The 14197-nt window shown below is 66.9% G+C and carries 11 protein-coding genes; 2 read left to right on the top strand and 9 right to left on the bottom strand.

Going from position 1 to position 14197, the window contains the following annotated elements:
- Positions 1-489: 489 nt before the first annotated feature.
- From BRAD285_RS12815 to BRAD285_RS12795, 5 genes are all read right to left on the bottom strand, one after another.
- A complete protein-coding gene (locus BRAD285_RS12815) occupies positions 490-1791 on the bottom strand; it encodes an RsmB/NOP family class I SAM-dependent RNA methyltransferase (protein ID WP_006612629.1) in 1302 nt (433 codons plus the stop codon).
- 13 nt (positions 1792-1804) lie between these two features.
- Positions 1805-2137, bottom strand: a complete 333-nt coding sequence (locus BRAD285_RS12810; protein WP_006612630.1) for an MAPEG family protein — start codon at positions 2135-2137, stop codon at positions 1805-1807.
- Positions 2138-2284: 147 nt separating this feature from the next.
- Complete coding sequence (locus BRAD285_RS12805; protein ID WP_006612631.1) at positions 2285-3307, bottom strand: NADP-dependent oxidoreductase; 1023 nt, start codon at positions 3305-3307, stop codon at positions 2285-2287.
- A gap of 152 nt (positions 3308-3459) precedes the next feature.
- Entirely contained in the window at positions 3460-4947 is a 1488-nt protein-coding gene (guaB, locus tag BRAD285_RS12800; RefSeq protein ID WP_006612632.1) for an IMP dehydrogenase, read from the bottom strand.
- A 254-nt stretch (positions 4948-5201) separates the two neighbouring features.
- Positions 5202-5450 (bottom strand): hypothetical protein, encoded by a 249-nt coding sequence (locus tag BRAD285_RS12795; RefSeq protein WP_006612633.1) that lies wholly within the window; start codon positions 5448-5450, stop codon positions 5202-5204.
- Between the two features lie 136 nt (positions 5451-5586).
- On the opposite strand from BRAD285_RS12795, the gene BRAD285_RS12790 reads away from it, so the two are divergent.
- On the top strand, positions 5587-7071 hold the full coding sequence (locus BRAD285_RS12790) for a DHA2 family efflux MFS transporter permease subunit (protein WP_006612634.1): 1485 nt from the start codon (positions 5587-5589) through the stop codon (positions 7069-7071).
- 113 nt (positions 7072-7184) lie between these two features.
- Here the strand turns inward: BRAD285_RS12790 and BRAD285_RS12785 are convergent, their stop codons facing one another.
- Entirely contained in the window at positions 7185-8837 is a 1653-nt protein-coding gene (locus tag BRAD285_RS12785) for a hypothetical protein (protein ID WP_371507743.1), read from the bottom strand.
- Here BRAD285_RS12785 and BRAD285_RS12780 point away from each other — a divergent pair.
- Complete coding sequence (locus BRAD285_RS12780; protein ID WP_371507703.1) at positions 8724-9191, top strand: DUF1003 domain-containing protein; 468 nt, start codon at positions 8724-8726, stop codon at positions 9189-9191. The two genes, BRAD285_RS12785 and BRAD285_RS12780, sit on opposite strands and share 114 nt — an antisense overlap.
- Before the next feature lie 307 nt (positions 9192-9498).
- On the opposite strand, the gene BRAD285_RS12775 is transcribed toward BRAD285_RS12780, so the two are convergent.
- The 3 genes from BRAD285_RS12775 to BRAD285_RS12765 are packed head-to-tail and all read right to left on the bottom strand — an operon-like array spanning position 9499 to position 14161.
- The gene (locus BRAD285_RS12775; protein WP_006612637.1) at positions 9499-11472 is read right to left on the bottom strand and encodes a glycosyltransferase; all 1974 of its coding nucleotides are present in this window, start codon (positions 11470-11472) and stop codon (positions 9499-9501) included.
- A complete protein-coding gene (locus tag BRAD285_RS12770) occupies positions 11472-12686 on the bottom strand; it encodes a hypothetical protein (RefSeq protein WP_035646904.1) in 1215 nt (404 codons plus the stop codon). Before BRAD285_RS12770 ends, BRAD285_RS12775 begins: the two co-directional genes overlap by 1 nt.
- Positions 12683-14161, bottom strand: a complete 1479-nt coding sequence (locus BRAD285_RS12765) for an HlyD family secretion protein (RefSeq protein WP_006612639.1) — start codon at positions 14159-14161, stop codon at positions 12683-12685. The genes BRAD285_RS12770 and BRAD285_RS12765 overlap by 4 nt, the downstream gene beginning before the upstream one ends.
- Positions 14162-14197 lie beyond the last annotated feature (36 nt).

The following is a 14197-nucleotide window of genomic DNA, read 5'->3' as shown; positions in this document are numbered from 1 at the left end:
CCGCTGCGGGGGGACTCGCAACCCTTTGGGTTGATGTCATGCACCGGCGTGTGGAATGAGATGCGAACGCGCGGTAGGCCGTCGCACTGTTCGATGCAGTGCCCTCTCCCCCAAGGCGAAGCAAAGCTTCGCCAGGGTGGGAGAGGGCATGTACGGCCGATCCGCGCATGCGGTTAGGTGAGGGGTTTCTCTCGGCGAGCGACGCGCGTGGAAGCATACCCCTCACCCAACCGAGCTTGCTGAACCGTCCTACATGCCCTCTCCCGCAAGGGGAGAGGGCGCAGTCATAGGCAGCTCCGGAGGAAGCGGGGGCGTAGGGTGGGCAAAGGCGCGGGGCACGACGGTTGTTTGGGGCACGCTGGCGCGCGCCGTGCCCACCGTTGGGCGGCGGTCGCTGCGGTGAGATGGTGGGCACGGCGCCATGACCCGTGTCGTGCACGGAGACGGCACGGCAGCGCCTTTGCCCACCCTACGGCAGTCTTGGCGGGGCTAGGCCTGCTTCTTCAAGACCGACACGAAAAACCCATCCGTGCCCGTCCGGCGGGGGGTCATCAGCCAGCCTTCGGGGGTCTGCAGGGCGGCCTCGGCGAAAGCTTCGGCCTTGTCCCAGAGGACGGTGGCGGTCTGGTCGGGGGGCTGGATGGTGAATTCGGGGTGGCGCGCCACGAACGCCCGCACCTGGTCACCGTTTTCCGGCTGCAGCACCGAGCAGGTGATGTAGGCGATGCGGCCGCCGGGTTTGACGAGGCCTGCGGCGCGGTCGAGCACCTCGGCCTGGTCCTTCAACCGGATCTCCAAAGCGCCGGGGCGCATGCGCCATTTGGCGTCGGGGTTGCGGCGCCAGGTGCCGGTGCCCGTGCACGGGGCGTCGATCACCACAAGGTCAGCCGAGGCCTTGATGTCGGCAAGCGGGTCGGCGTCGCCTTTGGGCGCGCGGATCTCAGCGTTGTGGACGCCGGCGCGGGACAGCCGCTCGTGGATGGGCGCGAGCTGGCGCTTGTCGGCGTCGGTGGCGATCAGGCGGCCCTTGCCGCCCATCATCGCGGCCAAAGCCAGCGTCTTGCCGCCGGCGCCGGCGCAGAGGTCGATGACCTGCTCGCCGGGTTTGGCGGCGGTGAACAAAGCCGCGAGCTGCGAGCCCTCGTCCTGGACCTCGATGGCGCCCTTGATGAAGTCCTCCTCGGCATGGACGCCCGGATTGCGCGCGTCAGCCCCGAGGGTGATGCGCAGGCCGAGCGGCGACCAGGGCGTCGGCTGGGCGCCGAGATGCTTCAGCGAGGCCTGCACCTTCTCGCGCTTGGCCTTCAGCGAGTTGACGCGGAGGTCGAGCGGCGCGCGGCTGGCCATTGCCATGGCTTCGGCGACGCGGTCGTCACCGAACACCGCCGAAAGACACGGGTCGAGCCAGTCGGGATAGTCGCCGGCGACCGGCGGCGGCGCGCCTTCGGTGGTGCGCGAGGCCAGCGCCTTCTCCTCGGCCGGCGACAGCGGCGGCGGGGCGAAGCGGCTGCCGTCGCACATCGCGGCGATGGTCGGCACATCCAGGCCGCGCTCGAGCTTGAGCATGCCGAGCACCCGCGCCCGCGCGGTGTCGTCCTCCATTACCCAGGCGCTGGAGGCGCGGCGGCGGAGCACGTCCCAGACGAGGCCTGCGATGGCGGCGCGGTCGCCGGAGCCGGCGAAGCGGTGGCTGGTGCCCCAATCCTTCAGCGCCTTGGCCGCCGGCGCCCGCTGGGCTTCGATGGACTCGATGATGTCGATGGCGGCGGACAGCCGGGCGGCGGGGGTCATCAGGTATTCCGTTCTAGATCAGGAGAAGCATCTTCAGGGCGAAATACAGCCACATCGCCAGCAGCACCAGGGCCGAGGCGGTCCAGGCGAGCCCGCGCTTGTCCGCCCCACGGACGAAGCCGGCATTGACGAAGCGGGTGACGACGAACACCCAGGACAGCAGCACGATGACCAGATCGGCATGGCGCAGCGGCAGCGCAATCGCGATCAGGGCGTAGAACAAGGTCGGCAGGCCGAATTCGTCGGCGGCGTCCGTGGCTTGGCCGCGCCTCTTATTCCAGAACAACAGCGCAAAGGTCAGCGCAACCTCGACGAAGACGGGCAGCAGCACCATGGGCAGCGACATCGAAAATCCCCCTTTGGAATGACGAAGGCCCGGCGTGGTGCCGGGCCCTCCTGGATGAACCGGTTCCCTCAGGACTCCCGATAAGGGGCTGTGGTTCCCGTGATTTTACGGCCGCGCTGAACTTTCACATCAAGTGTGGCTCAGGCCTCAGGCTTTGTCCGGCCCGACCCGCACCAGCTGCTTGCCGAAATTGGCGCCCTTGAGCAGGCCCATGAACGCGTCGGGCGCGTTCTCCAGGCCCTCGGTGACGTGCTCCTTGTACTTGACCTTGCCGTCGCGGACCCAGGCCGACATGTCCTTGAGGAAGTCGCCATGGCGGGAGGCGAAGTCGGAGACGATGAAGCCGCGGATCAGGAGCCGCTTGGTCAGCACGTTGCGCATCAGCGCGCCAGCCCATTTCGGCGACGCCGACTGGGTGTCGTTGTAATGCGCGATCAGGCCGCAGACGGGCATGCGGGCGAAGGCGTTGAACAGCGGGAACACCGCCTCGAACACCGGGCCGCCGACGTTCTCGAAATAGACGTCGATGCCCTTCGGGCACGCCTCTTTCAGCTTGGCGGCGAGGTCGGGATCGCGATGGTCGAGGCAGTCGTCGAAGCCGAATTCGGATCGAACGTAGTCGCATTTGTCCTTGCCGCCGGCGATGCCGATGGCGCGCGCGCCCTTGATCTTGGCGATCTGGCCTACAGCCGAGCCGACCGCACCGGACGCGGCGGCGACCACGACGGTCTCGCCGGCCTTGGGCTGGCCGATGTCGAGCAGTCCGGTATAGGCGGTCATGCCGGGCATGCCGAGCACGCCGACGGCGGTCGAGATCGGGGCCAGGCTCGGGTCGACCTTCGACAGGCCCTTGCCGTCGGAGATCGCATGAGTCTGCCAGCCGGCGCGGGCCAGCACGATGTCGCCGGGCTTGAAGCCGGGATTGTTCGAGGCCGCCACCTCGCACACGGTCCCCGCCTCCATCACGCCGCCGACCGGCACCGGCTGGGCATAGGACGGCCCGTCGCTCATGCGTCCGCGCATATAGGGATCGAGCGACAGCCAGATCGTGCGCAGCAGCACCTCGCCGGCGCCGGGCGTCGGCACGGCGTAATCCTCGAGGCGAAAATCGCTGGGCTTGGGCTCGCCGACGGGACGCGCGGCGAGCACGATGCGCTTGGCTTGGGACATGGTGTTTCCTCTTCTTTGTTGGTCGTGACAGCTTATACGTGCCCCAGGGCACCGTCATTGCGAGGAGCGAAGCGACGAAGCAATCCAGGGCTGCGTGCGCCGCCCCTGGATTGCTTCGCTTCGCTCGCAATGACGGAGAGAGCGGGGAAAGCTTACGCCCCGCCCGGATAGTTCGGGCTTTCCCGCGTGATGGTCACGTCGTGGACGTGGCTTTCGCGCAGGCCGGCGCCGGTGATGCGGACGAACTCGGCCTTGGCGTGGAAGTCTTCCAGCGTCTTGGCGCCGACATAGCCCATCGCCGCGCGCAGGCCGCCGGCGAGCTGGTGCATGACGTTGCCGACCGGGCCCTTGTACGGCACCTGGCCCTCGATGCCCTCGGGCACGAGCTTCAAGGTGTCCTTGATGTCCTGCTGGAAGTAGCGGTCGGCCGAGCCGCGGGCCATTGCGCCGACCGAGCCCATGCCGCGATAGGCCTTGTAGGAGCGGCCCTGCCACAGGAACACTTCGCCGGGGGTCTCGTCGGTGCCGGCGAGCAGCGAGCCAACCATCGCGACATCGGCGCCGGCGGCGAGCGCCTTGGCGAGGTCGCCGGAGAACTTGATGCCGCCGTCGGCGATGACCGGCACGTCGGCCTTCTTGGCCGCCTCGACCGCATCCATGATCGCGGTGAGCTGCGGCACGCCGACGCCGGCGACGATGCGGGTGGTGCAGATCGAGCCCGGGCCGATGCCGACCTTGACGGCGTCGGCGCCGGCGTCGATCAGCGCCTGCGCGCCGTCGCGGGTGGCGATGTTGCCGGCGATGACCTGCACCGCGTTGGAGATGCGCTTGATGCGGTTGACCGCCTCCAGCACGCGTGAGGAATGGCCATGCGCGGTGTCGACCACGACGAGGTCGACGCCGGCCTCGATCAGCTTCTCGGTCCGCTCGAAGCCGCCCTCGCCCACCGTCGTTGCGGCGGCGACGCGGAGCCGTCCCTGCGCGTCCTTGCAGGCGAGCGGATGCGCGACGGCCTTCTCCATGTCCTTGACGGTGATCAGGCCGACGCAGCGGTACTGATCGTCGACCACGAGCAGCTTCTCGATGCGGTGCTTGTGCAGGATCTTCTTGGCCTCGTCCTGGCCGACGCCCTCGCGCACGGTGACGAGGTTCTCATGCGTCATCAGCTCGGAGATCTTCTGCCGCGGATCGGTGGCGAAGCGGACGTCGCGGTTGGTGAGGATGCCGACCAGCTTGCCGGGGATGCCTTTGGCGCCGCCGGTCACCACGGGAATGCCGGAGAAGCCGTAATCCTTCATCAGCGCCAGCGCGTCGGCCAGCGTCGCGTCCGGGGAGATGGTCAGCGGGTTCACCACCATGCCGGATTCGAACTTCTTGACCTGGCGCACCTGCGCAGCCTGGCCCTCGGGATCGAAATTGCGGTGGATCACCCCGACACCGCCGGCCTGCGCCATGGCGATCGCCATCTTGGCTTCGGTGACGGTATCCATGGCAGATGCCATGATCGGAATATTCAGCGGGATCTCGCGCGTCACGCGCGAGCGGATGTCGACCTCGGAGGGAAGCACATCGGAGAGGCCCGGCTTCAAGAGCACGTCGTCGAAGGTGAAGGCTTCGCGAAGTGTCTGCACGGTCGCCATCGTCAACTCCTTGTCTGCGGCATGATACGGCCGCGATGGGAATACGGATGAGCGGCGCCGCCGTCGAGACCATGCCTCGCCGTCGAATCGGAGCCCATCGGTGGGGTTGACGCGGGTCGATAGCATGGGCCTGTGACGAATCAAAGAGCCGATCCGCCGTCCTCTCGCGAATGCGAATGACGGCCCGGATCGGCCCCTGATGCGCAACAAAACGTCGTCCAAACCCCGATTTCGGGGCAGAAGTTCCGCAGCCTCTAGCGCCAGGCGCCCGGCGGCGGACCGTAGCGGCGGATGGCGTCGACCACCTCGCGGTGGCGCCGGTCCTCCCGCCGCATGTGCACGGCGACCAAGGCGTGGGCGGAAGGCACCAGCAGCAGCACGTGGAAGAACAGGCCGAGCACCAGGCACACCACACACAGCAGCAGGTTGAAGATGGCCGCGAACGGCTGCCCGTTGAGCAGCAGACCCAGCGGCGGCACCAAAGCGGCGAGCAGGTAGATCATCGGCACATCTCCAATCAGCGACGCGACAGCGTCGCGTTGCATTTGGGGGGCCATGCTGGCTGCGCAATGGCCTCATTCGTCGCAGGGTGTTAAAGCCGCGCCGCCGGCCTGCCCCCTTCGCTCCCCCCAGGATTCGATGAACAAGCAACGAATCATTCCGCTGATCGTCGCCACCGCGCTGTTCATGGAGAACATGGACTCCACGGTCATCGCGACCTCGCTGCCGGCCATCGCCAAGGATATCGGCACCAGCCCGCTGACCTTGAAGCTCGCGATCACGTCCTACCTGCTGTCGCTCGCGGTGTTCATCCCGGCGAGCGGCTGGACCGCCGACCGCTTCGGCGCGCGACGGGTGTTCTCCAGCGCGGTCGCGGTGTTCATGATCGGCTCGATCGGCTGCGCGCTCGCCAACTCCGTCGAGAATTTCGTGTTCGCGCGCATCCTGCAGGGCATGGGCGGCGCGATGATGACGCCGGTCGGCCGGCTCGTGCTGCTGCGCTCCGTCGACAAGAGCGCGCTGGTCGGCGCCATGGCCTGGGTGACGATCCCTGCGCTGATCGGTCCTGTGATCGGGCCGCCGGTCGGCGGCTTCATCACCACCTATTTCTCCTGGCACTGGATCTTCCTGATCAACATCCCGATCGGCATCGTCGGCATCATCATGGCGCTGCGCTTCATCGATCCGATCAAGAGCGACAATCCCGAGCCGTTCGATCTGTATGGGATGGTGCTCGCCGGCATTGGCCTGGCTGGACTGGCCTTCGGCCTGTCGGTCGCCGGCCTCAATCTGCTGCCATGGTCGGTGGTCGGCAGCCTGGTCGCGATCGGCGCGATCTCGATGACGCTGTATGTCCGCCATTCCTGGCGTACCAATTCGCCGGTGCTCGACTTCTCGCTGCTGCGGCTGCCGACCTTGCGCGCCTCGATCGTCGGCGGCTTCATGTTCCGGCTCGGCATCGGCGCCCTGCCCTTCCTGCTGCCGCTCTTGATGCAGCTCGGCTTCGGCCTGTCGCCGTTCCAGTCCGGCCTCGTCACCTTCGGCTCCTCGGCCGGTGCGATGGGCATGAAGGCGCTGGCGGCGCGGCTGATCAAGACCTTCGGCTTCCGTCATCTGATGACGGTCAACGCGGTCGTCAGCTCGGTCTTCCTCGCCGCCTGCGCGCTGTTCACGCCGGCGACGCCGCTGTTGCTGATCGTGATCATCCTGTTCGTCGGCGGCTTCTTCCGCTCGCTGCAGTTCACCGCGATCAACACGGTGGCCTATGCCGAGGTCGAGACCGCGCAGATGAGCCGCGCCACCACGCTCACCAGCGTCAATCAGCAGCTCGCGATCTCCGCCGGCGTCGCCGTCGGCGCGTTCTCGGTCGAGACCACGATGTGGGCGCATGGCGCGAGCGAGCTGACCGCCACCTCCTTCGCGCCGGCCTTCATCGTCGTCGCCATCACCTCGGCGCTGTCGTCGTTCTTCTTCTGGCAGATGCCCGACGATGCCGGCAGCGAGATCTCGGGCCGCAAGGTCGCCGCGATCGCGAGCCGCAAGGGCGCCGAGAAAGGCGCCGAGAAAGCCGCGACGAAACAGGCCAGCGAGACCACGCACGACGCGCGGGATCAGAAGCTGTGATAGCTGCGCAGCCGACGCACGTCGTCATGCATCGGCACGCGAGCGAAAGACGTCTCGCGTGCCTGGTTTCGCTTCAGAACTGAGCTCTCGGCTTACAAGACGCCAACGGCTCATCACCGCGCATCGAATTGTCCGGTCACGGTCAATCGCGGCCCATGCGTATAACGGTTCGGCGTGAATGCCGTATCCTGCGTGTTGATCAAGGCGTCGACCCGATAGCTTCCGCCGAGCTTCACGTTTTCGGTGATCCAATACGACAGGCCGAACTGCAGGTCCGCATTGAACAGCGCGGTGTTGCGCTCCGTGGAGAAGGTGTTGCTGCTGCCGGGTGGCGCCAGCCCGGGCACGCTGGCGGATGCCTGGGACCTGCTGTTGACAGTGTTGCGCTGAACGCCGAACAGCACGGCAATGTCGCTCAGATAGTCCAGCGACCAGCGGCCGGCGAAGGGAATCGAGCCTTCCACGCCGACACGCGGGCCGGCTCCAAGAAAGCTGTTGCGAGTCTCGCCGTCGTTCAACTGCACAGCGTCGACGTTGGTGAAGACCGCGTTGCCCAAATTCACAATGCTCGCATTCTGCCGCAGCAGATCGGAGTTGGTCGCACGGGTCTCGAAGTCGAGCAGCCGCAGTCCGCCCTTGACCTGAAGCGCTGCCGGCCCCGATCCAAACACGTCGCGCCCGATGGCGACATCGGCCAGCCAACGCGATTCCTGATAGGTTGCGCCGAACGTGTCGGACGCAGTGATGACGCGGCCCTGTCCGAGGTCAAGCCGTCCGGATGACAGGATCTGTGCGCTGGCCTGACCGCTCTGCCCGTAGCGGAGCTGGCCGCTGACGTGCCATGGTGAGCCGGCGATCAGATAGTCGAAGCCGGTGGCGGCCTCCCAACCAACCTTGGGCGTCAGATCGAGCGGCGACGACACCGGCGTGTTGGAAAATCCGGCGAGCGGCGTGCTCGCATCCTGAAAGAACCGATCGCCACCGCTCCAGATGGCGCCGCCCTCACCCCAGATCTTCAGCACGCCCCCGGCGAACCGAGCCGGAGCCTTGTACACGCCGGGACCATCTGCCGAGGCAAAGCTGCGATAGGGATCCCTGTTCTCCAGTCCGAGGCGCGGCGAGGCGGAGGCCGCGCTTCGATCGGCGGCAGGTCGGCCAAAGCCTCCGGGCGTGGCGGATCGCACCGGGTCGGCATCTTGCGCCGAGCGCAGCCTGCCGTTTTCGTCGCGCAGCCGCTTGTTCTCGCGCAGCGCCGCGTTCTCCATCCGGATGGCTGCATTCTCGCGTTCCAGCCTTGTCAGCCGGGCATTGAGGTCCTCGACCTCGGTAGCCGACGCGCTCGCCGATGCAAGCATGAGGCTGAGGATCGACACGTTACGGCAAAGCGCGGTGCTCATGGCCATTCCCATCTGCAATCGAAAAAATAGCGAGATTGCTGCTTGCCAATCGCGAACGCCCGACGCCTCCGCCAAATGATGGAGACCAACCAAGATTGGGCCTGCGTGGCCTCGCGGCCACAGCTGCGGGTGGCGCCGGTTTGCGGGCGAACGATGGAACACTTGGCCGCAAGGTTTCGTTCTGATCTCATGACCGAAGAGCTGGCACCGCATCCCACCCCGAGCCCGGGGCTCACGCCCGCCCTCGAACGCAACATCCAGGCGCTTGTGGACCGCCGCAAACGTGAGCAGAGCGAAGCGACCACGCAGCAGAAGGTCGCCGACGTGATCACCCAGTTCACGGGGTCGATGACCTTCGTCTATCTGCACCTCGCCGTGTTCGGCTTCTGGATCATGGCCAATCTGCACCTCATCCCGGGCGTGCCGGCCTGGGACGAGAGCTTCGTGGTGCTGGCGATGATCGCCTCGGTCGAGGCGATCTTCCTGTCGACCTTCGTGCTGATCTCGCAGAACCGGATGGCCGGCGAAGCCGACAAGCGCGCCGACCTGGATCTGCAAATCAGCCTGCTGACGGAGCACGAACTGACGCAGGTCGTGACGCTCCTGAACCAGATGGCGAAGCAGATGGGCATCGAGCCCGACGCCAAGCCCGAGCTGCGCGACGCATCAAAGGACATCGCACCGGAGAAGGTGCTCGACAAGATCGAGGAAGCGCGGAGGTGACGAGTGCGGCCTCGCTGAAGCTGCATTTTGATCGCAGCGATCGCCGCTGTGCAATACAGCGCCCTCTCCCCTTGTGGGGTATGGTGAGGGTATGCCTCCGCGAGTAGTGACTGCGGAGAGATACCCCTCACCCAACTGTATGCGTGGACGTGCCGTACATGCCCTCTCCCGCAAGGGGAGAGGGCACATTCATAGGCACCGCGTCAGCTTACCCATAGCCAGCGGGTCCCAAGATGATAGTTGGTGAGGGGTCACGCGACTGCGTCGGAGAACCCGGGTTCGCTCGCCGGAGCTACGCGCTCGCGTATCACCGCCCGACGAAGCCGCGGCGCGCGAGGCCTGCGAGGGCGCCGCGCAGGCGGGCGCGGCCGGTGATGACGCCGCAGGAGGAGCTGAACAGGCGGACCACGAGCTGACGTCGCTGCGCTTCGGTCGGCTGGAGGCGCAAATGCATGGCCTTGTTCGAGACCGTCTCGACAGAGGCTTCGACCCAGCCGAGACCGTCGAGATGAATCGGCATTGCGCTTCCCGGACGCGTCATGCCGCGGCGCAGGCCCGCGACGCGTGCCGACGATAGCGACAGCGCCTCGATGCGGCACGGCACCACCTCCCCCTGATGGGCCAGCCATCCAGGCTCGTCGCTCGGAAACAGATCCTCCGTCCGCGGCAGCTCGAAGCAGACCAGGAATGCGATGAAGGCGATCAGCATCGCGATGCCGGCCCATAGCAGGTTGAAGTAATCGATCGACGAGATCTCGCTCGCCGCGTTCGGCGATACGAAGGCCCACACGATGGCCGCGGCCGAGCTCGCGGCGATCAGGCCGAAGATCGCGGCGAGCTTGCCGTGGACCCGCGGCTGCGAGCGATCGCCGCCCTTGTCCGTCACCTTGAAGGGACGGCCGAACGGTCGGATCATCGCGCTGATCAGGGTGGCGGTGACGGCAAAGCACGTCACCGCATGGGTCGCCTCCATGAACAGCGGCAGCGTCTTGGACCGCGAGATCCAGGCCATGTAGATGATGGTGCCGAGCAGCGCGGGAACGCCGTAGCGCAGGAACGACAGGTAGTCGGCCTCGAACGCCGGCAGACCGGCGAACCAGTAGATCGGCGGCGCGATCAGCAGCAGCACCATGAACGGCTTGCAGGCCCAGTTGAGCACGCCGTGCAGGAAGTGCCAGCGTTGCGTGAAGCTGTAGCCACGGCTGCGCATCGGGCCGTCACGCAGCAGCGCGACCTGGATAGTCCCCAGGCACCAGCGCGCGCGCTGGGTGATGTATTCCGGCACGCCTTCGGCTGAGAGGCCGAAGCTGAGCGGCTCGTTGAGCCAGACGGTGCGGAAGCCACGCTTGAGCAGCGTATAGGTGAGGTTGAGATCCTCGGAGATCGCCGCATGCGGGAAGCCGCCGATCTCCACCAGCCGCTCGCGCCGCACGACGAACGAGGTGCCGACGCAGAAGGCGCAGCCCCAGGCGTCCTTGGCCGGCTGGAACACATCGAAGAAGAAGCGCTGGTCGTCGACCCAATGGCCTGATGCCAGCAGATTGTGCTGGATCGGATCGGGGTTGTAGTAGAACTGCGGGGTCTGCACGACCGCGATGTCCGGCTCGGACAGCAACAGGCCGACCGTGCGCTGCAGGAAGTCGCGGCGCGGCGCGAAATCGGCGTCGAGCACCAGGATGACCGGCGCGTTGGAGAGCTTCGCGGTCGCGGCGAGCGCGTTGTTGAGATTGCCGGCCTTGGCGCCCTTGTTGTCTGGCCGTGTCAGATGGCGCGCACCGACGTCGTCGCAGAACGCGCGCAGCCAGTCGCGGCGGGTGTCATCGAGCACCCAGACCGCCTTGTTGGCGTAGTCGAGCGCGAGCGCGGCGAGGATCGAGCGCTCCACGATTTCCTTCGGCTCGTCATAGGTGCAGATGAAGATGTCGACGGCCGGCTGCTCACCGCGCTCGGCCAGCGCGCGCTGCGCGGCGTCGGCCTGTCCCGAACGGTCGACGCTGCGGGACAGGATCAGGATCGACATCAGCGTGTAGGAGATCGCGACGATCTCGAGCGTGATGAACAGCCGCGGCCACAGCGCCTGCAAGCTCAGATCGAAGCTCGGCAGCGTGTCGTTCCAGCGCCACAGCGTGTAGATCAGCAGGAACGACGCGGCGGTGGCGCCGAACAGCAGCCGATCGCGCAGCCTGATGGGATCGAGCAGCCGGGCCATGACGAGGAGCCCGAGCAGGACGCCGAGATCGGTGGACAGCACCGACGGAGCATTGCTGGCGGATGGAAACATCAGGGCACCCTCGCGCCGGTGAATGGGTTCCAGCCGGTCTCGGCGAGCACGGCCCAGGCGGTGGCGCCGAGATGCGGCCGCTTGTAGTAGAAGAAGTCAGGGATCGTGCCGGCCCCGCTCGGATCAATCGAGAGGCCAGTGCTCACGCGCGCGCTGCGCGTCGCGTTGAGGAGCCCCGAGGACGTGCGATCATCGCGCAGGCCCGCCAGCAGCCGCTGGCTGGCGGCGGCGTCGCCGGCCATGCGAGAGGCCAGCGCAGCCTGCGCCGTGCCCTCCACCCAGACGCCGTCGCGGTCGCCGTTGAAGTCGAAGCCATTGTCGACGGCGAGATGGGCTTGCGCAAAGCCGAGCGCCTTGCGCCAGTCCGGCGCATCCGGCACCGCCATCCACGGCCACAGCTGCACATCGAGCGCCAGCAGATTGCTGTCGGCGTCGCTGCCGTCCGGCTTGGTGCCGAGCAGGAAGTGATCGCCGCGGAAGCTGCGATCGAGCAGCCGCCGCGCCGTCTGCGCGGCGCCCTGGTATCGCTGCTCCGACGTAAGGCGATGCAGCCACGACCCGACAGCGTAGACGTCCGCATTGTGCTCGGTCGACATCCAGGTCAGCCGCACCTGCTGCGGATCGTAGCCGTGGAAGCCGCCGCTGAAGCCGTCCTCGCCACTGCTCGCATTGCCGATGATCCAGTCCATCAGCCGCCTTGCGCTCGACAGATAGGTCGCATCGCCCGTCGCCTGATGCAGCGTCAGCAGCGCGAGCGCCGCCCAGGCGACGTTGCCGGTCGCGGTGCCGTCCTGCGCGGGGTCCTCGCCCCAGATGTTGTTCTGGTGATCCCACCAGCCCGGCAGCAGCGCAGCGCCCAGACCGACCGGACCGGCGCGATAGGCATTGCGGAGACGGCCGTCGTCGAAGGTGCGATCGTGCGAGGCCGCATGCACGAGCGCATTGCCGATCACGCGGGCCTCGTTGACGCGGCCACATGCGACGAGCGCGATCGCAGCCAGCGCATTGTCATAGGTGAACGCCGTCGTGGAGAGGCCGAGCGGCAGTCCCTCCTCGTCCGCGCCCGGCTCGTAACTGCGAACGAACGCGGCCTCATGCCCGGCGAGCTTCGGCTCGACGGCCGTGATCAGACCTGGGCAGAACGAGACCTCGGCGTGGACCGGCGTGACGGCACCGAGCAGCGCCATCGACAGCATCATGATGAAATGCCTCATTGCGCCGCCACCGTGCCGGCAGCTGGGAGCCATGGATTGGTGAGCTCGCTCTGCTGCGCGGCCGGCTGCGACCGCAGCGCGGAGTCGAGCTTGGCGACGCCGGCGCGCCGCGTTGCCTCATCAGGTCCAGAGGCGTCGAGATCGGCCAGAGAAGCGACCAGATGGCCGAGCCGCCGCCATGTCACGGACATCGACGGCACGATGCCGTTGTCACGGGTCACCGTGACCCACTGCCCGACCGTACAGGCCGGTGTCGCCGCGGAGGCCGGCTGCGCCGCAGGCTTTTCATCGGAAGCATCCGGCGTGATCATCACATAGAGCTCGCGCCGCTCGGTCTGCGGAAACGGCACCGCGAAGCGTTCGTCGACCTTGTCGCTGGTCTTCGGCAGCACGGCGCTGACGGTGCCGGTGTGAAAGCCGCCGCCCTCGATGCGGACCTTGGTGCCCGCCTTCATCGCTTCACCCTGGCGATAGGAGAAGATCGCGACCACGAAGCGCTTGTCGCAATCGACCACCGAGGCGATCGTGTCGCCGGCGCTGACCTGTCGTCCGGTGTCGGCGCCGACCGCAAGGACCTTGCCTGGGCCGGGCGACAGCACGTCGGCCGCGGCAAGCCGCGCCAGCCGCGCGCGCTCCGACTTGATCAGGCCTTCGAGATCGTCGAGCACGGCCGATTGCTGCTTCTCCTCGATCTCCATCCTGCGGGCGTCGAGATCGATGTCGCGGCGCTTCTGGCCGAGCATGTTGAGCGCGACCAGATCCTCACCGACATAGATGCCGGCGTTGAGCGCCTTCAACTGCGTCAGCTTCTGATTCAGCTTGGCGGTCTGCGCATCGGTGTCGTGCAGCGCTGCCGCATATTGCTGCTCGGTCGGCTTCAGCATCTCGGCACTGGCGGCGTCGCGCGCGACCATGCGGTTCTGGCGGTCGACGATCGCCTTCTTCTCGCTGCTCATTGCGTTGGATTGCGCGACGCGGGCGCGCAGCTCCTCGATCTGCGACTGCAGCTGCGCCTTCAGCTGCTCGGCCTGACTCTTGATCTCCTCGTCGAGCGAAGCGACATAGCTGATGTCGGATTGATGCTTCGCGCGGGTGGCATCGAGCTTCTGGCGTGCGTCGCCCGCCTTTTCCTCCAAGGAAATCAGCGTGGTGCGATCGAGCCGCGAATTCGTGATCTGAGCCAGGCGATCCCCGGCCTTCACCTCGGCCGCCGGTGTTGCATCGAGCGTTTCGACCTGTCCCGCGATGGGCGACGTCAGCAGCATCACCGGCGCATCGACGACGGCGCGGTCCGATTGATCGGCGATGATCGGCGGCACCACCGCCGTCAGCATCAGCGCCGACAGGATGCCGGCGACGCCGATGGCGGAGACGCGCAGGATCACCGGATGACGCGGCGGTCGCGCCGGTGTCTTCGGCGCGGAGAGAGGGGATGCAGCGACTGGCTTGAAACCGTCATCGAAGCGATCGGTCATCGGGTCTCTTTCGGTTTGGGGTGACACGCCCCGAAA

It is taken from the genome of Bradyrhizobium sp. ORS 285 (assembly GCF_900176205.1).
Classification (GTDB): Bacteria; Pseudomonadota; Alphaproteobacteria; order Rhizobiales; family Xanthobacteraceae; genus Bradyrhizobium.
Note: the sequence above shows the minus strand (reverse complement) of the source record. Positions and strands in the feature narration are given on the sequence as shown.